Origin of the sequence: Serratia aquatilis (assembly GCF_044865145.1) — a bacterium.
GTDB classification, from domain to species: Bacteria; Pseudomonadota; Gammaproteobacteria; order Enterobacterales; family Enterobacteriaceae; genus Chania; species Chania aquatilis.
In genome coordinates, this window is sequence record NZ_CP173186.1 from 3,932,393 (window position 1) to 3,949,658 (window position 17,266).

13 protein-coding genes and 1 other annotated feature are annotated in these 17,266 nt (G+C 52.3%); of the genes, 3 read left to right on the forward strand and 10 right to left on the reverse strand.

Features of this window, described 5'->3' with window-relative positions; genetic code table 11:
• Positions 1–176 precede the first annotated feature (176 nt).
• Positions 177–656, forward strand: a complete 480-nt coding sequence (gene ybaK, locus SAQUA_RS17775) for a Cys-tRNA(Pro)/Cys-tRNA(Cys) deacylase YbaK (protein WP_380674817.1) — start codon at positions 177–179, stop codon at positions 654–656.
• 68 nt (positions 657–724) lie between these two features.
• Here ybaK and ushA read toward each other — a convergent pair whose 3' ends face one another.
• On the reverse strand, positions 725–2,377 hold the full coding sequence (gene ushA / locus SAQUA_RS17780; protein ID WP_380674815.1) for a bifunctional UDP-sugar hydrolase/5'-nucleotidase UshA: 1,653 nt from the start codon (positions 2,375–2,377) through the stop codon (positions 725–727).
• A 237-nt stretch (positions 2,378–2,614) separates the two neighbouring features.
• Here ushA and SAQUA_RS17785 point away from each other — a divergent pair, with 237 nt between their 5' ends.
• Both SAQUA_RS17785 and ybaL read left to right on the forward strand, forming a co-directional pair.
• Positions 2,615–3,829, forward strand: a complete 1,215-nt coding sequence (locus SAQUA_RS17785) for an MFS transporter (protein ID WP_380674813.1) — start codon at positions 2,615–2,617, stop codon at positions 3,827–3,829.
• 235 nt (positions 3,830–4,064) lie between these two features.
• Complete coding sequence (gene ybaL, locus SAQUA_RS17790; protein ID WP_380674811.1) at positions 4,065–5,756, forward strand: YbaL family putative K(+) efflux transporter; 1,692 nt, start codon at positions 4,065–4,067, stop codon at positions 5,754–5,756.
• A 48-nt stretch (positions 5,757–5,804) separates the two neighbouring features.
• On the opposite strand, the gene SAQUA_RS17795 is transcribed toward ybaL, so the two are convergent.
• The 9 genes from SAQUA_RS17795 to dnaX all read right to left on the reverse strand — a co-directional run bounded on the left by SAQUA_RS17795 (position 5,805) and on the right by dnaX (position 17,145).
• Complete coding sequence (locus tag SAQUA_RS17795; RefSeq protein ID WP_380674809.1) at positions 5,805–7,109, reverse strand: inosine/guanosine kinase; 1,305 nt, start codon at positions 7,107–7,109, stop codon at positions 5,805–5,807.
• A gap of 63 nt (positions 7,110–7,172) precedes the next feature.
• Positions 7,173–8,135: a ferrochelatase gene (gene hemH, locus SAQUA_RS17800; protein WP_380674807.1), complete on the reverse strand. Its 963-nt coding sequence runs from the start codon at positions 8,133–8,135 to the stop codon at positions 7,173–7,175.
• Positions 8,136–8,435: 300 nt separating this feature from the next.
• Positions 8,436–9,584, reverse strand: coding sequence for a glycerate kinase (locus tag SAQUA_RS17805; RefSeq protein WP_380674805.1), 1,149 nt, complete (start codon positions 9,582–9,584; stop codon positions 8,436–8,438).
• Between the two features lie 407 nt (positions 9,585–9,991).
• On the reverse strand, positions 9,992–11,125 hold the full coding sequence (locus SAQUA_RS17810; RefSeq protein ID WP_380674803.1) for a sugar diacid recognition domain-containing protein: 1,134 nt from the start codon (positions 11,123–11,125) through the stop codon (positions 9,992–9,994).
• Positions 11,126–11,254: 129 nt separating this feature from the next.
• On the reverse strand, positions 11,255–11,899 hold the full coding sequence (adk, locus tag SAQUA_RS17815; RefSeq protein WP_380674801.1) for an adenylate kinase: 645 nt from the start codon (positions 11,897–11,899) through the stop codon (positions 11,255–11,257).
• 310 nt (positions 11,900–12,209) lie between these two features.
• Positions 12,210–14,075 carry a molecular chaperone HtpG gene (gene htpG / locus SAQUA_RS17820; protein WP_380675061.1) on the reverse strand — a complete coding sequence of 622 codons (1,866 nt, stop codon included), beginning with the start codon at positions 14,073–14,075 and terminating at the stop codon, positions 12,210–12,212.
• A gap of 142 nt (positions 14,076–14,217) precedes the next feature.
• Positions 14,218–14,823, reverse strand: a complete 606-nt coding sequence (recR, locus tag SAQUA_RS17825; protein ID WP_380674799.1) for a recombination mediator RecR — start codon at positions 14,821–14,823, stop codon at positions 14,218–14,220.
• Complete coding sequence (locus SAQUA_RS17830) at positions 14,823–15,152, reverse strand: YbaB/EbfC family nucleoid-associated protein (RefSeq protein WP_024913912.1); 330 nt, start codon at positions 15,150–15,152, stop codon at positions 14,823–14,825. The genes recR and SAQUA_RS17830 overlap by 1 nt, the downstream gene beginning before the upstream one ends.
• A gap of 40 nt (positions 15,153–15,192) precedes the next feature.
• Positions 15,193–17,145, reverse strand: coding sequence for a DNA polymerase III subunit gamma/tau (dnaX, locus tag SAQUA_RS17835; protein WP_380674796.1), 1,953 nt, complete (start codon positions 17,143–17,145; stop codon positions 15,193–15,195).
• Positions 15,796–15,860 (reverse strand) — a sequence feature (DnaX frameshifting element). (Overlaps the previous gene by 65 nt.)
• Positions 17,146–17,266 lie beyond the last annotated feature (121 nt).

Genomic DNA, 17,266 nt, shown 5'->3' on the forward strand with positions numbered 1-17,266 from the left:
TATTTTAGTTATACGTGGAGTGATCGCATCAACGCTCACTGACATTAGGGTAACAACCTGTTGTGCCTATTAGCAACCGCCTTTACTTTTTGCCAATACGAGTTGCTCATCCGTTTACATTTTTGTAGTTTTGTTGCTTCCTATGGCAAATTTCTACCCGTTTGGAAAACCCAATTATGACGCCCGCAGTTGTCCTACTTGAAAAACATAAGGTGGCATTTACCCTTCACCCCTATCACCACGACAGTGAAGAAACCAATTTTGGTGACGAAGCGGTGAAAAAACTCGGTCTTAACGCCGAACAGGTTTACAAAACGCTGCTGGTTTCCCTCAATGGTAATGCTAAGGATCTGGCGGTAGCGGTGGCCCCTGTAGCAACCCAACTGGATTTAAAGAAAGTCGCTAAAGCGCTCGGTGCCAAGAAAGCTGAAATGGCCGATCCCGTAATGGCGCAACGGGTTACCGGTTATCTGGTGGGTGGGATCAGCCCACTGGGGCAAAAGAAACGTTTGCCTACGGTGATCGATGCCCCAGCACAGCAATTCGCCACTATTTATGTTTCTGGTGGCAAACGTGGGCTGGATATTGAACTCGCTCCCGGCGATTTGGGCAGCCTGCTGTCCGCAACCTTCGCCGAAATTGCCAAGCGGGATTGAGTCTGTCAGCCCTAACAGAGGAAAAGGGCCGACAGATTGAATTTACCTAAGCAAGTCAGCGAAAAGCATTACTGGTAAACAATCTCGCCCTTCGGTTCAAAAGCCGCCGCATTCAGCGGTGAGTGCTTCTCGATATACTGTTTCAGCACTTCCGCATCGATAAATCCGGTATTCACGTAGCTTGGCAGAGTACTGACCTTCGGATAGCCATCACCTCCCAGCGCGTTAAAGCTTAGCGTAGCCATACGATAGGTTTTATCGGCCTGTAGCGGCTCACCGTTAATTTTGACGTTGCTGACGCCCTTACCGTCCGCCACCAGGCTAACGTTGGCAAACTGGGCATAGGCACCGGAATCGACTTTCATATTTGCCACTGTCTCCAGATACTGTTCAACGTCACGGCCTTTCATATCAACATACACCAGCGAGTTGCCAAACGGCTGTACCTTGAGCACACTCTTATAGGTGATATCGCCAGCTTCTATCGAATCACGCACCCCACCACCGCTCATCACTGCGAAGTCAGCGTTGGTCCTTTCCATTTGTGCAGCCAGCAGCAACCTTGAGAGGTTGGTCTGCACAAAGCGGACTTTACTGCGGTCGCCTTCCAGTTTGCCGTCAACGCTACCAATTTTCACATCCAGCTGTGCCTTGCCTTTCTGCTCAAACGGCGTCAGCAGTTTCATCATGGCTGGATCTTCGGCAATTTCCTGCGTATAAAACACCCGCTCACTGCTGCCATCCGCTTTCTCTACTTTCTTCTTCAGGTTGACCGGGATCAGTTGGTAGTGAGTCAGCTTCAATTCACCGTTACGGAACTGGAAATCAGCTCGGCCAACGTATTTTCCCCATTCATGGGCCTGAACGATCCAGGTACCATTCTGGCGATCGGGTGCGCATGGCGTTCCCGGCACATAATCGACCTGCTTGTGGTTTTCACTCGCCATACAGACCGGATCCTGGGAATGTCCGCCAACAATCATGTCCAAGTAGCCTGCTGGCAGGCTGCGTGCCATTTCCACATCGCCAGGCGCATTGGAGCCATGGTTACCATCATCGTAATGGCCCATGTGGGTGGCAGCGATAATCACATCCGGCTTTTCATCTTTGCGTAGCTGATCGACAACCTTTTTAGCTTCCTGCGCGGGAACGCGGAATTCGATATCGGTGAAATGCTCCGGGTTACCTATCTTGGCGGTGTCATCGGTCGTCAGGCCGATCACGGCAATTTTGATCCCCTGCTTGTCAAACAAAGCATAGGGCTTGAATAGCCGCTGTTGGGTGCTTTTCTGATAAATATTGGCAGACAACAGAGGGAAAGAGGCCCATTTCTCTTGCTGGCGCAATACGCTGAGCGGATTATCAAACTCGTGGTTGCCAATCGCCATGGCGTCATAACCAATCAGCGACATCCCGCGAAAATCCGGTTCCGCATCCTGCAGATCAGATTCTGGCACGCCGGTATTGATATCCCCTCCCGACAGCAACAGCACGCTGCCCCCTTTGGCTGCCACTTCCTTACGGATGCTATCCACCAGCGTTTTCTGGGCACCCAGGCCATATTCACCATAGTCATTCTGCCAGAAATGGCCGTGATGGTCGTTGGTATGCAGGATGGTTATATCGTAGGTTTTATCCTTTTCCCAAGCACCGGCTGCTCCTGAAAATAATGTCAGGGAAGCGGCCAGCACACCTGCGGCAGTTTTGAACGAAAAGCGCATGGCAGATCTCCATTGCAAATGATGAGCATTCTTGATGAGTGCAAAATTGTAGCGCTAATTATCAACATCTTATTTCAAATTTTTGTGACACGTGTTGGATTATGCCGGATGCGTTGGTTATGGGGGGTGCTGCGCCAAAATATTGTCAGGGGCAGGCCGTCGGCAAGGTTGTCGGGTGAAAGACGAACGGTATAAGATGTCAGCCCCGACCCAATAAATTACCAGGCTAATAATAATATGACTGATCGTAGTGAAGCCGCTATGCCCCCGGTAAAAAGCAGCGCGGTTAAGGGCACTGCTTTTTCCATTCTGGGCGCTATCAGTGTTTCTCACCTGCTCAATGACATGATCCAATCGCTGATCCTGGCGATTTACCCGATCCTGCGTGCCGATTTCAACCTCAGTTTTGTGCAAATCGGTATGATCACCCTGACTTATCAGCTTACTGCATCGCTGTTTCAACCGCTGATTGGTTACTATACCGACAAACATCCGCAGCCTTATTCTCTCCCCGTCGGTATGGGTTTTACGCTAAGCGGGTTACTGCTGCTTTCGGTTGCCAATACTTTTCCGTTGGTATTACTGGCTGCTGCACTGGTTGGCACCGGTTCCTCCATATTTCACCCGGAATCATCCCGTGTGGCACGGATGGCCTCTGGAGGGCGACACGGCCTGGCACAATCGCTATTTCAGGTGGGGGGGAACTTTGGTAGTTCGCTCGGGCCATTGTTGGCGGCGCTGATTATCGCGCCTTATGGTAAAGGGAATGTCGCCTGGTTTTCATTGGCGGCACTGTTAGCTATTGTGGTTCTGCTCCAAGTCAGTAAATGGTATCAGCAGCAGCACAGAGCAGCCCAAGGTAAGCCTAAATCCGCCTTATTGGTCAAACCGTTGCCAAAACGTACGGTAATGTTCTCCCTGGGCATTCTGCTGACGCTGATTTTCTCTAAATACTTCTATCTCGCCAGCATCAGTAGCTATTACACCTTTTACTTGATGCATAAGTTCGATGTTTCGATACAGAATGCCCAGATCCACCTGTTTGCTTTTCTTTTCGCGGTAGCAGCAGGAACCATTATTGGCGGGCCTTTAGGTGACAAATTCGGGCGTAAATATGTTATTTGGGGCTCTATCCTTGGTGCTGCCCCCTTCACGCTTGTTTTACCCTATGCTTCTCTGTATTGGACGGGGATTTTGACGGTGATCATTGGGCTTATATTGGCCTCCGCCTTCTCGGCCATTCTGGTCTATGCGCAAGAGCTGATCCCTGGAAAAGTAGGGATGGTTTCCGGCTTATTCTTCGGTTTTGCTTTCGGTATGGGCGGTTTAGGTGCGGCAGTTCTTGGTTATGTTGCCGATTTGACCAGCATTGAACTGGTCTATCAAATCTGTGCATTTCTGCCGCTAATAGGCATTGTCACCGTATTACTGCCGAATATAGAACAGAAGTAGCTATAACCCTTTCTTATACCCGGTTTAGTCAGGCTACTTTACCGGGTTATCTTCATCGAAAATTCATACCACTTTACTTATTAAGTCTTGATTCTCTCATTTGCCTGAAAAATAGTTCGGTAACCTACTTTTATACAAAAAAAGCCAAATTAGCCAAGCGTCGCTAAAGCAAATGCAATAAACTAAATGTATCTTTTAGTAAAATTGATGTGACGCACAACTGGAAGGAGTCTGGATGCATAATTCAACACCCTTGATCACCACAATAGTCGGAGGATTAGTACTGGCGTTCCTCTTTGGCATGCTGGCGAATCGCCTGCGCATCTCACCACTGGTGGGGTACCTTGCCGCAGGTGTGGTTGCCAGCCCGTTTACCCCCGGTTTTGTTGCCGATACTTCTTTGGCTCCGGAACTGGCGGAAATAGGCGTGATCCTCTTGATGTTCGGTGTTGGCCTGCATTTCTCTCTCAAAGACCTTCTCGCAGTAAAATCTATCGCTATCCCTGGTGCCGTGGCACAGATTGCCGTCGCTACGCTGCTGGGAATGGGGCTGTCCAAACTGATGGGTTGGGATCTGGTCTCTGGTCTGGTGTTCGGCCTGTGTCTGTCCACTGCCAGTACCGTGGTATTGCTGCGTGCGCTGGAAGAGCGGCAACTGATTGACAGCCAGCGTGGGCAAATCGCTATCGGTTGGCTGATTGTTGAAGATTTGGCGATGGTTCTGGCGTTGGTTCTGTTGCCTGCTTTCAGCAATATGCTCAACAGTGATGACTCCAGTACCACCAATCTGATGACTGAACTGGCAATCACTATCGGCAAGGTTATCGCCTTCATAGCGCTGATGATTGTCGTTGGGCGCCGCCTGGTTCCGTGGATCCTGGCAAAAACCGCCAGTACCGGCTCACGTGAGCTGTTTACCCTGGCGGTACTGGCACTGGCTTTGGGTATTGCATACGGCGCTGTCGGCTTGTTTGACGTCTCATTTGCCCTAGGGGCCTTCTTTGCCGGTATGGTGTTGAACGAGTCAGAATTGAGCCACCGGGCCGCACACGATACGTTACCGCTGCGCGACGCGTTCGCCGTGCTGTTCTTTGTCTCTGTCGGTATGCTGTTCGATCCGATGATCCTGATCCAGGAACCGCTGGCAATATTGGCAACGTTAACGATCATCCTGTTTGGCAAATCGGCAGCGGCATTCCTGCTGGTAAAAATGTTCGGGCACTCTAATCGGACTGCGCTGACGATCTCCGCCAGTCTTGCACAGATCGGTGAATTTGCCTTTATTCTCGCCGGGCTCGGGGTCACTCTGGGTATGCTGGATCAGCACGCGCGCAATCTGGTGCTCGGCGGGGCGATCCTGTCAATTATGTTGAACCCGTTGCTGTTTACTCTGTTAGAGCGTTATCTGTCGAAAACCGAGACCATTGAAGAACAGAGCCTGGAAGAGGCGATAGAAGACGAGAAGCAGATCCCGGTCGACATGTGTAACCATGCATTAGTGGTCGGTTATGGCCGCGTAGGGAGCCTGCTGGGGACCAAGCTAATCGAAGCGGGCATCCCGTTAGTGGTGATTGAGAGTTCCCGCCCCCGTGTGGAAGCGCTGCGTGAGCAGGGTATCAAAACGGTGCTCGGCAATGCCGCCAACGCGGAAGTCATGGATCTGGCGCGCATAGACTGCGCACGCTGGTTATTGCTGACAATCCCGAACGGCTATGAGGCTGGGGAGATTGTCGCCTCCGCCCGAACCAGAAGACCCGATCTCGAGATCATTGCCCGTGCACATTACGATGACGAAGTTTCGTATATTTCCGACCGTGGTGCCGATCAGGTGGTAATGGGGGAGCGTGAGATTGCCAACAGTATGCTGAATATCCTTAAATTAGAGACGCTTTCAGAAGAAGAAAAACTGGGTGCTTGCCCAATCTGAAGCCAATAAAGAAACAGGGGTGCAATGCAAAGCGCCCCTGTTTAGCAATTACCGTTCCCAGTATGACTCTTCCAGGCAGTCTTCACGTTCGGGCAACCCTCGCGTCAAACGCGGTGAGTGCTGATTAAGTACCTGATAACTCACACGGTTAGCATATTTACATACCTGCGCCAAAGAGGAGTAGGTCAAATAACTGCGCACATGCTTACTGGAGTTTGGCACGTTGTTGCGGTGGTAACCGTTGGCTGCGATATCATGCAGCAGTGCAGACAATGCACCGTCACCCGCCCCATTGGTGTTCATGATTTTTTCCGGCCCTCCCATATAGGGAGCAATATGGGAATAGATGCGCAGCGGCTGTTCGCAATTTTCGCGGCGCATTGCGCGGCTGAATTCGAAACGGTTAAACTCGGCAATATGACCCGGTAGCAGTGGGTGCTGAGTCACTCGCTTATTGGCCTCCTCAGTGTACCCGGCCATATAAAGGCCACTCGGCCCGGCAGTACAGAGCACCAGATCCACCCAATCCAACGCCATATCGGACGCTGTCAGCGGATCGCTAAGCCCGGTCAGTTCCAGCGCCTCATCTTCATTCATTGCCAGAATTGAAACGTGCTCTTTTAGGAAGTCGCGCCACCACTGCGGATTATCAGCAATCACGTATTTGGTGCCCAACGTCAGAACCACCGGCACGTCATGCTTTTTAGCAAACGCGATGGCCTGCATGGTAGCTTCTGGCATTGGTTCATCCGGTTTACAGCGCACCAGGTAAGAGGTCAACACTAACGCTGAAGCGCCTGCAATGACCTCTTCAGGAATACTTTCAGGACGCAACTGATTCATCAGCCCCGGGCTGATGGCAAAGGTACGCTCACCGCTCTCACCGATCAGCGTAAAGCAGCGGCCAATAGCGCCATCCACGGCCTGCAGGTGGTTGAGATCGGTACGGCTGGAGGTATTACAGAGATAACGATAGGCGTAGCTGCCGATTTTAATATTGCTACACATCACACCCAACAGGATCGAACGATCGTCAGCCAGCACCGAGTAATTGTGCAAGGTGTTGCCGATGGTACCGCCAGCAAATTGATGCGTGATAAGGTTGTTTTCGCTCAGTTCTTGATACAGAGCTTCGGCAACATCGTCTTCAATCACCAGCGAATGGCCAAGGCTCAGACCATAGCGTTCGACAAACGCATCATCCACTTTAGCTTCGATATCCACCAACGTCTGATCGATACCGACGACATAGGAAGTGCTGACTTCATTCTCAGGTTGTGTCTGCTGTAATAACGGATCGCGGGCATTCACCGGAAAATAGTGTTTGGACTTACGTTGACCAGGAAATTTCATGTGAGTGGTGGTATTGGCTATAAACAGGCAGAGAATGTTAGCACATTTCTGCCCGATTTAGGCCTACAGACGCTGAGCCACCAGCTGTTGCATCATGTCGATATGGGCAGCGTCATCATTAAGTGCCGGGATATATTCAAATTTCTCGCCGCCTGCCTCAAGGAAAATCTCTCGATTCTGTTCTTTGATCTCCTCCAGCGTTTCCAGACAGTCCGCAGAAAAACCAGGGCAAATCAGTTGAATATGCTTCACCCCCTGCGCAGGCAGACTTTTCAGCGTTTCATCGGTATAGGGTGTCAGCCAGGGTTCACGGCCAAAGCGGGATTGGTAAGTCATCATTACCCGATCGGGGGCCAAAGGTAATGTGGCCGCCAATGCGCGATAGGTATCTTCGCAGCGTTGTGGATAGTCATCCCCCAAGCGAGCATAACGTTTAGGAATACCGTGGAATGACATCAGCAAACGGTCTGGTTGACCATGCTGGGTAAAGGCGTATTCAACACTTTGCCGCAGTGCATATATATAGGCTGGATGCTCGGCGTAATCACGAATAAAGCTAATTGAAGGCAAGCGCCGATACCCTTTGAGTACCCGCGCAACGCCATCCCAAACGGCTGCGCTGGTAGAACAGGAATATTGCGGATACAGCGGCAGCACCACCAGATTGGTTACCCCCTGCGCCAGCAGGCTGTCGATGGCCTGTGAAAGGTTCGGTGAACCGTAGCTCATACCCAATTCCACCGGAGTATTGGGCATCCGTGCCGCCAGCTCGCGCTGTTGGCGGCGGCTATACACCAGCAATGGCGATCCTTCATCCATCCAGACTGACTGGTAAAGTTTGGCCACGCGCGGTGAGCGGATCGGCAGAATGATGCCGTTGAGAATCGGCCACCAGATCAACGGCGAAGTATCCACAACACGGTTATCACTGAGAAACTCTTTCAGATAGCGTTTTATCGCCTTCGGGGTTGGCGCATCTGGCGTCCCCAGGTTCACCAGCAAGACCCCGTGTTTTTCTTGTCTCATCTCAGTTCCCTTTCCTATTAGGCAAAACCTTGTTATTTGTCAGGGTATTAATAACCATCAGTAACGCCTATTGTAGCGGAAAAGTCGTTAGCCGGAACCGATATCAGCAACAGGTCATGCCTAGGCTGTGTCCCTTAACTGTCCGTGGTGCCGTCGCAGACCCACAGGGCTGGGGCCATTTGCGCGCATTTCTGCGTTGTTCGCCGCTTATTTGGCCCACCAAACCTCACGGCTCACGCCTTGCTCTGCGCGTAAATGACCGCCAGCGGCTCTCGCGTCCAGTTAAGGGACACAGCCAAGCTATTGCTGTGCCATTCGCCATACCGCAGCCACATTGCGCGCCGTCACTTCCAGGTTGTGTGCCGCATCCGCTAGCGCTTCAGGCAAGGTAACAATGCGGTCGATTACCGAAAAAGCCGCGTCGATGCCGTGTTGGTGAACGATTTGATAATCCTTGGCCAAGCTACCTGCTATGGCAATCACCGGAATTTGCTGCAGTTTGGCTACCCGCGCTACGCCGATTGGTGTTTTGCCGTGGATCGATTGGCTATCAAGCCGCCCTTCCCCGGTGATCACCAAATCAGCACCACGCACCGCTTCAGCCAACTGCAGCGTTTCTATCACTATTTCGATCCCCGGCCGTAGTTGGGCATTGAGGAAACCAAGCAAGGCTGCCCCCATTCCACCCGCAGCGCCCGCACCAGGAGCCAGCAATACCTCACGGCCAGTAGCCTGCTCCAACAAGGTCCCATAATGCAGCAGTGCGCGATCCAGTTCCTGAACCATTTCTGCGCTAGCCCCTTTCTGTGGACCAAATATTGCCGAGGCCCCCTTCGCGCCGCACAGCGGATTATCAACATCACAGGCAACGGTCATCTGCACCTGCTGCAACCGAGGATCCAATTGGCTGAGATCGATATGCGCCAGTTGCGCCAGTGCCGCACCACCGGGTTGCAGATCCTGGCGGTCTTTGTCCAGTAACCTGGCACCCAATGCCTGCATCATGCCTGCCCCACCGTCATTGGTCGCACTGCCGCCAATGCCAAGAATGATCGACTTCACCCCACGTTGCAGTGCCGCCAGAATCAATTCACCAGTTCCGTAGCTGGTTGTGACTCGAGGATCGCGTTCGTCACCCGGCACCAAATGCAGGCCCGATGCGGCCGCCATTTCGATGACTGCCGTTTCCCCATTACCCAGCAAGCCATAGAATGCATTAGCACTTTTCCCTAACGGCCCTCTCACGGTGACATCGATGATTTCCCCGCCGCTGGCGGCCACCATAGCATCGACAGTACCTTCGCCGCCGTCGGCCATGGGTAACTTGACGTACTGCGCTGCCGGATAGATTTGCCGGAACCCGCGCTCGATGGCTTTAGCAACATCCAGAGCGCTCAGGCTCTCTTTAAATGAATCAGGAGCGATTACCACTTTTTTCAGTTTGTTCATTATCAACACCTTAATATTCTGGGATATACCCAAAATAATTCGAGTTGCTTGTAGGCGGCCACTGAGTGACAAATCGGTCAGGAACCGATTTGAACAGTACTTGCGCTGCCCGCAGGGTGAGCCTCAGGGATGAGGCTCATTAACCCCTAGGAGCATAGGTAAACTATGTGACTAGGGTGAGCGACAAATCTACTTGGCAGATTTGAACGCTGCTTGCAGCGGCCCCGAAGGGGCGAGGCCCGACATGGGCCGAGTAACGCAGCCAACACCCAAGCAACCTGAAGTATGAAGGGTATAGCGTCTTACAATAATTAATGAACACCATACCCTGCTGGCAATCAATAATCTTGATGCGAAAACACAGATAAAAAAGAATAAATCGCCTGATTTTTGTGGGTTACTACAAATCAGTCGTGCATAAGCATACCGATATACAGCTGTAAAACATCCGACAACTGATTGATCTTAAGACCGGTATTTTTTTCAATACGTTGAAGACGGTAGCGCAGCGTATTGACATGTATATGCAATTGCGCCGCAGTCTGGGTTTGATCGCAGTTATGATGAAAATAGTGGCGCAGCGTATTTCTCAACACGCCTTTTTCATCCTTGCCACTTAAAGATTGCCATGGCCGGGAAAGCTCCTGCGCACGCCAGTCTTCGCCCAAATCACACAACAGCGAAGGTAACGGATAGTCTTCATAAAACAGCGTGCGGTGCTGCAAATTGAGGCGCCGAGCCATGGTTTGCGTTGCTCGAGCAGTAAGAATAGAACGATGTACCCCTTCCTCGCCGGTAAAAAAGCCTCCGACGATCAGGCGCAGATTAAAACGTTTTTGGAGTTCGTGTTGCAGTTGCTGCGCCTGCATACGCTCCTGCTGGGCATCCCACACGCCCTGTTTAACACTAGCCGGACGCAACAACACCAGTTCATTAAAGCTGGTCAAGGTGATTAATGCCTCACGCTGGATGCTCTCTAATATCGCCAGCACCTCTCTCAGCGTCTGAGGTTGCGGTTCGTGCAGTTCCACAATCCAGACAATACGCGGTTGTTGCAGGTCAAGCCCTAAATAGGCCGCCATCGCCTGCCGCGATCCTGGCTCACTCTTTCCTTGTAACAGTTGGTTGGCCAGTTCCTCCCGGTAGCGTTTTTCCCACTGGTACTGATCGAGCATCGCGGCCTGTTCCACCATCAGTTCCGCCGCCATTTTTACCAGCTCAGCGTAGGCACGTACCTCTGCCGGATCGCCAGAAATACCGATTGCTCCTACCAGTTGATTACGGAAACTGAACGGCAAATTGATACCGGGTTGAACGCCTTTCAGGTTGCGTGCCGTGGCCGCGTCAATCTCGACAACGCGGTTTTCCGTCAAGGCCAATACCGCTCCCTCATGGCGCTGATAAAGGCGGGATGCGTTGCCTGAAGCAATAATGACGCCGTTGCTGTCCATCACATTAACTGAGTGGTGAATAATGCTCATCGCACGCTGTACGATTTGACGCGCGGTGGCTTCTTCCAGAAAATTTGCCTGCCTGTTCATGCGACTGTTTCCATCGGCTCAATGAGTGGCTGCCTGCAAAGTACCGTAAGGATCGATGTGTGCGAGTAAAAGAAGCAAAAAAAACGCCAGACATCAAGCCCGGCGTTGTTTACAGCAACATAAAACGGATCAGCCCAGAATGTTCGCCAGCTCAGCGCTCACTTCTGTCACTTTACGGGTACCATCAATTTTATGGTATTCCGTGTTCCCTGCCGCCGCTTCTTGATGGTAGTAAGACACCAGTGGTGCGGTCATCTGATGATATTCCACCAGGCGTTTACGCACGGTCTCTTCCTGATCATCCTTACGGGTGGTCAGATCTTCGCCCGTAACGTCGTCTTTGCCTTCCACTTTCGGCGGATTAAATTTGATGTGGTACACACGCCCTGATGGTGCATGCACACGGCGGCCAACGATACGATCAACGATCAGTTCATCTGGCACGTCAAATTCCAGCACGTAATCCACCTTGATGCCGGCTTCTTTCATCGCGTCAGCCTGAGGAATGGTGCGTGGGAAACCATCCAGCAGGAAGCCGTTACGGCAATCTTCCTGCGTGATGCGCTCTTTCACCAGCGCAATAACCAGCGCATCGGTGACCAGCTTGCCAGCATCCATGATTTCTTTAGCCTGCTTGCCCAGCTCACTTCCGGCCTTCACGGCTGCGCGCAACATATCACCCGTAGAGATTTGCGGAATACCGTATTTCTCCATGATGAATTGAGCCTGAGTACCCTTACCTGCGCCTGGAGCGCCCAGCAGAATGATACGCATTGCGTAAATCCCCTTGCTATGTATTTCCCGCCATCGTTCAGGCCGATACTCGTCATACTTCAAGTTGCAGCCGCTTTGGCCGCCCGTCACTTGAAGTAACCTGATCATTGAACCTGAAGTCTATTGGGTTTGAGTTTTTATAAAATTGCGAAAACACTCAACCTTACCATTTCCGAGGGGGTTGGCTCAAGGTGAGCGAGGGAAATCGATTGCGGAAAAACCTGGCTGAAACGTGGCAAGCAAGATAAAAATTAATACTGAAATGAAGATAATATGCCCCGGACGATCATACCGGGGCACATCTTAGGCATTACGCCGACAATAGCTTATTCATACGGCGGATAAACTGGTTTGGATCTTCCAGCGTGCCGCGCTCTGCCAACAGGGCCTGATCCAACAGCAGGTCGATCCATTCGGCAAATTGTTCGTTATCGCCCACGTCCGAAGCTCGTTTCACCAACGCATGCTCCGGGTTCAACTCGAAGATGTATTTCACTTCCGGCGCGGGTTGCCCTGCAGCCGCAAACAGTTTTGCCATCTGAGTACTCATTTCGTCTGCATCTGTGGTGACAATCGCTGGCGTATCGGTCAAACGATGGGTCAGACGCACATCTTTCACGCGCTCGCCCAACAGCGTTTTGACGCGATCAATGAATGGCTCAAGCTGTTTTTCGGCTTCTTTCTGCTCTTCGGTTTCATCTGCCAGTTTGTTCAACGCTTCATCTGCTTTGCTGACCGACTGGAATACCTTACCGTCAAATTCGGTCAGGTAGCTCATCATCCATTCGTCAATACGATCGGACAGCAGCAGAACCTCGATGCCTTTCTTGCGGAACAACTCCAGATGTGGGCTGCTTTTCGCCGCCGCATAGCTGTCAGCAGTAATGTAGTAAATCTTCTCCTGGCCTTCGGTCATGCGGCCAACATACTCTTCCAGCGAAACGGTCTGCGCCGAGCTGTCATTGTGCGTAGAAGCAAAGCGCAGCAGTTTGGCAATGGCTTCTTTATTGCTGCCGTCCTCCGCTGGGCCTTCTTTCAGCACCAGGCCGAATTGCTGCCAGAATTTCTGGTAGCCTTCAGTATCATCTTTTGCCAGCTTATCCAGCATCTGCAGCACACGTTTAGTCAGTGCGCCACGCAGGCTTTGGGTAACGCGGCTATCCTGCAGGATTTCGCGGGAAACGTTAAGCGGCAGATCGTTGGAATCAATCAGACCACGCACGAAACGCAGATAGTTCGGCATAAACTGCTCGGCGTCATCCATGATAAACACGCGCTGAACATACAGTTTCAGCCCATGCTTGTGTTCGCGATTCCACATATCCCACGGCGCTTGAGCCGGGATATACAGCAGGCTGGTGTACTCCTGCTTGCCTTCAACACGGTTGTGGCTCCAGCTCAGTGGGTCGGTAAAATCATGGGCTATGTGCTTGTAGAACTCTTTGTACTCTTCATCAGTCACGTCTGATTTGCTGCGAGTCCACAAAGCCTGCGCCTTGTTGATTTTCTCCCAAGTGACAGTGTCGTCTTCTTCATTCTTGCTTTCGATCTCTACCGGCAGTGCAATGTGATCGGAGTATTTGCCAATCACTGAACGCAAACGCCAACCGTCAAGGTATTCGTCTTCGCCTTCACGCAAATGCAGGGTAATTTCGGTACCACGATCGGCCTTGCTGATATCGGCAATGGTGTAGTCGCCTTCACCTGCAGACTCCCAGAACACGCCTTCGTCTGCTGATGCACCGGCTGCGCGTGTGCGTACCGTCACTTTGTCGGCAACGATGAATGCCGAGTAGAAGCCAACACCGAATTGACCAATCAGTTGGCTGTCTTTCGCCTGATCCGAACCGATAGACTCTAGGAAGGCTTTGGTGCCAGATTTGGCAATCGTTCCCAGGTTTTCAATCACTTCTTCGCGATTCATGCCGATGCCGTTATCGGCAATCGTCAGGGTACGCTTGTCTTTATCAAAAGAGAGGCGTACGCGTAGCTCACCGTCACCTTCATAGAGTTCAGGTTTGGAAAGCGCACGGAAGCGTAATTTGTCGGCGGCATCGGAAGCGTTGGAGATCAGCTCACGCAGGAAAATTTCTTTGTTGGAGTACAGCGAATGAATCATCAAATGAAGTAACTGTTTTACTTCAGACTGGAACCCACGGGTTTCTTGACCTTTCATACTCATTGATAACCTCAAAGACAGTAACGACCAAATCAGACAATGCGTATCAAATGGGGTTAACCAAGCGGTTTTTCAAGCGGCTGACGGGTAAATTTTTGGCAAGTGAGAACGGGGCAGAGAACCGCCCCGCAGAGAAACATCAGAATTTGATCGCGTGGCGCCCAGCCAGAGAGTGCGACAGTGTGGTGCCGTCAACCATCTCTAGCTCACCGCCCACCGGGACACCGTGGGCAATTCGGCTGGCAAGTACGCCGTACTGACCGCACATTTCTGCAATGTAGTTCGCCGTGGCATCCCCCTCAACCGTTGGGTTGGTTGCAAGGATAACCTCTGTGATGGTTTCCTTTTCCAGCCGCTGTTCCAGCCGATCAAGGCCAATATCACCAGGACCAATACCATCCAGCGGTGATAGGTGCCCCATCAACACAAAGTAGCGCCCGGCAAACTGGCCAGTCTGTTCAATAGCGTGAATATCCGCCGGGCTCTCCACAATGCAGATCTGACCATTTTGCTGACGACGTGGGTTGTTGCAAATGGTACAGGTATCCTGCTCGGTGAAGGTGCGGCAATCGGCACAGTGGCCAATTTCCGACATTGCACGAGTCAACGCCTGCGCCAGGCGCATTCCCCCGCTGCGATCGCGTTGCAGCAACTGAAACGCCATACGCTGCGCCGACTTGGGGCCAACACCCGGCAGGCAGCGCAACGCCTCCATCAAGGATTCCAGAAGCGGGCTGGTTTGCATCAGAACGGCATCTTAAAGCCGGGTGGCAGTTGCATCCCATTGGATACAGACGCCATTTTCTCTTTTTGGGTCTCTTCGATGCGGCGTGCTGCGTCATTGAACGCTGCAGCGATCAAATCTTCCAGCATTTCTTTGTCATCTTCCATCAGGCTTGGGTCAATTTCCACGCGGCGGCAGTTGTGCGCCCCGTTGATGGTCACTTTCACCAGGCCAGCACCGGATTCGCCAGTTACTTCCAATTTGGCAACTTCTTCCTGCATCTGCTGCATTTTTTCCTGCATTTGCTGGGCTTGCTTCATCAGGTTACCCAGACCGCCTTTACCAAACATAGTCGTCTCTCATTGCATTGGCAGCGCACTGTGCGCCGCGTTAAATAGGGCGAATACTCTCTTCATCGAGATCTGCGTCGAAGAACCGGCGCAGCGTCTGAATATTGGTATCCGCAACGATGGACTGGCGAGCCTGCGCCAGCTTTTCCTCATAAATAGCTTGCCGCCACTCCAGCGGGGTCCGCTCCGCCGGATTATCGTCTTCCACCACGGTGAGTTCAACTGCGCTACCGTATAATTCACCGAGTGCCTCTGCCAGCGTCTTTTGCGCTGAAGGTGAATTCAGATGGCGCTGCGAAGAGCGCAAGTGGAGACAAATACGGCCTGGCTCCAACTGCTGTTTAAAAGCGTTCAATGCCAATTGCTGAACTAGCTTCGGTATTTTCAGTTGGTCGATTTCCGCCGCCCAAGGATCGCGTGCTAGAGATTCAACCACCAGTTTAGCTGACAATTCGGGTGTTTTTTCATGCTCAAGCGCCGTACGTAACGCTTTTGGCGTTGCCACTGGTTCCGGCGCGGCCTCAGGTTCAGTTTGCGCCCGCCAGCGATAAGCCTCCGGCTTGGCCGGTTTTTCTGCCACACGCTTCTCAGCCTGACGTTGCTGGCTGCGCTCGGTCACTGAAGCCAACCGCTCCAGTGCCGAGGTTACCGGCTGCGCTTTTCCTGGCGCCGCCGGCTCATTCTTTTTTGGGGTAGATGCCCCCTGCTGCCGTAGCAACTGGGTTCGCGCCTTTAACAATTGCGCGGTAGCATCGGGTAAATTCGTTGAGGGGTTACTCTGCGCCGGTGCGCCTTGCCCTAACGGTGGTGGCGTATCCTGAAGATTCGGTTGTGCCGTAGCGGCTGTATTCACTTGTGGCGGTGCTATCTGAACGGTTGCTGTGACTGCAGGTTCCGGGATCGTGGCTTTGGGATGAAACGCCAGTGCACGCAGCAGGGTCATTTCAACCCCCATGCGACGATCGGGCGCATAAGCCAGTTCTTTGCGACCGTTCAGCAGGATTTGATAATAAAGCTGTACGTCAGCCGGTGGTAATGTGCGTGCCAATTCACGTAACCGCTGTTCGATGACCGCAAAGTGATTGTCCAGCATCGATGGTAGTAATTGTACCATGGCGACGCGATGCAATAACGCCAGCGTTTCTACCAGCAGGCTTTCCCAATCCACACCGCGCGAGGCCGCCTGAGCAACCTGAACCATGACTTTTTCCCCGTCGGCACTGACCAGTGCTTCCAGAATGGCCAGTGGCTGCTCATCGTCTAACGTACCGAGCATCTGGCTGACCGTGTCAGTGGTGACTTGCCCTTGCCCCATAGCAATTGCCTGGTCGGTCAAACTAAGGGCGTCACGCATGCTGCCATCGGCGGCCCTTGCCAAAAGTTGCAGTGCACGAGCATCACTGGTGATGTGCTCGGCTTGCAAGATGGTTTCCAACTGAAGGCGGATCTGGTCTACATCCATTGCCTTGAGGTGGAATTGCAGGCAACGCGACAGGATAGTCACCGGAAGCTTCTGTGGGTCGGTGGTTGCCAGCAGGAATTTAACGTGCGAGGGCGGCTCTTCCAGCGTTTTCAGCAAAGCATTGAAGCTGTGGCGGGAGAGCATGTGAACTTCGTCGATCAGATAGACCTTGAAACGGCCACGTGCAGGGGCATATTGCACGTTATCCAACAGATCGCGCGTATCTTCCACTTTGGTTCTGGAAGCCGCGTCTATCTCAATCAGATCGACAAATCGCCCCTGTTCGATCTCACGGCAGTTATCACATTGCCCACAAGGTGTTGCAGTGATGCCCGTTTCACAATTGAGGCCTTTAGCCAGCAGACGCGCGATGGTGGTTTTACCTACGCCACGCGTGCCCGAGAACAGATAGGCGTGATGGATCCGCCCAAGCTTTAGGCCATTGGCCAGCGCAGTGAGGACATGTTCCTGTCCTACCACATCAGCAAACGTTTGAGGGCGCCACTTACGGGCTAAAACCTGATAGCTCATTAATACCGGAGATGTCGAGTAATCTGGAGGGCCATGCTAACACAGCCCCGCGACGATCCGCGAGGCCGATATGGTATCAGGCTGTCTCTCTGATGTTAGCTGACGCCGATGGCAGTCAATC

What these genes read in the sequence shown, in the direction of transcription:
- ybaK (WP_380674817.1), top strand. Translation starts at nt 177, where the DNA reads ATGACGCCCGCAGTTGTCCTACTTGAAAAACATAAGGTGGCATTTACC.
- ushA (WP_380674815.1), bottom strand. Translation starts at nt 2,377, where the DNA reads ATGCGCTTTTCGTTCAAAACTGCCGCAGGTGTGCTGGCCGCTTCCCTG.
- SAQUA_RS17785 (WP_380674813.1), top strand. Translation starts at nt 2,615, where the DNA reads ATGACTGATCGTAGTGAAGCCGCTATGCCCCCGGTAAAAAGCAGCGCG.
- ybaL (WP_380674811.1), top strand. Translation starts at nt 4,065, where the DNA reads ATGCATAATTCAACACCCTTGATCACCACAATAGTCGGAGGATTAGTA.
- SAQUA_RS17795 (WP_380674809.1), bottom strand. Translation starts at nt 7,109, where the DNA reads ATGAAATTTCCTGGTCAACGTAAGTCCAAACACTATTTTCCGGTGAAT.
- hemH (WP_380674807.1), bottom strand. Translation starts at nt 8,135, where the DNA reads ATGAGACAAGAAAAACACGGGGTCTTGCTGGTGAACCTGGGGACGCCA.
- SAQUA_RS17805 (WP_380674805.1), bottom strand. Translation starts at nt 9,584, where the DNA reads ATGAACAAACTGAAAAAAGTGGTAATCGCTCCTGATTCATTTAAAGAG.
- SAQUA_RS17810 (WP_380674803.1), bottom strand. Translation starts at nt 11,125, where the DNA reads ATGAACAGGCAGGCAAATTTTCTGGAAGAAGCCACCGCGCGTCAAATC.
- adk (WP_380674801.1), bottom strand. Translation starts at nt 11,899, where the DNA reads ATGCGTATCATTCTGCTGGGCGCTCCAGGCGCAGGTAAGGGTACTCAG.
- htpG (WP_380675061.1), bottom strand. Translation starts at nt 14,075, where the DNA reads ATGAAAGGTCAAGAAACCCGTGGGTTCCAGTCTGAAGTAAAACAGTTA.
- recR (WP_380674799.1), bottom strand. Translation starts at nt 14,823, where the DNA reads ATGCAAACCAGCCCGCTTCTGGAATCCTTGATGGAGGCGTTGCGCTGC.
- SAQUA_RS17830 (WP_024913912.1), bottom strand. Translation starts at nt 15,152, where the DNA reads ATGTTTGGTAAAGGCGGTCTGGGTAACCTGATGAAGCAAGCCCAGCAA.
- dnaX (WP_380674796.1), bottom strand. Translation starts at nt 17,145, where the DNA reads ATGAGCTATCAGGTTTTAGCCCGTAAGTGGCGCCCTCAAACGTTTGCT.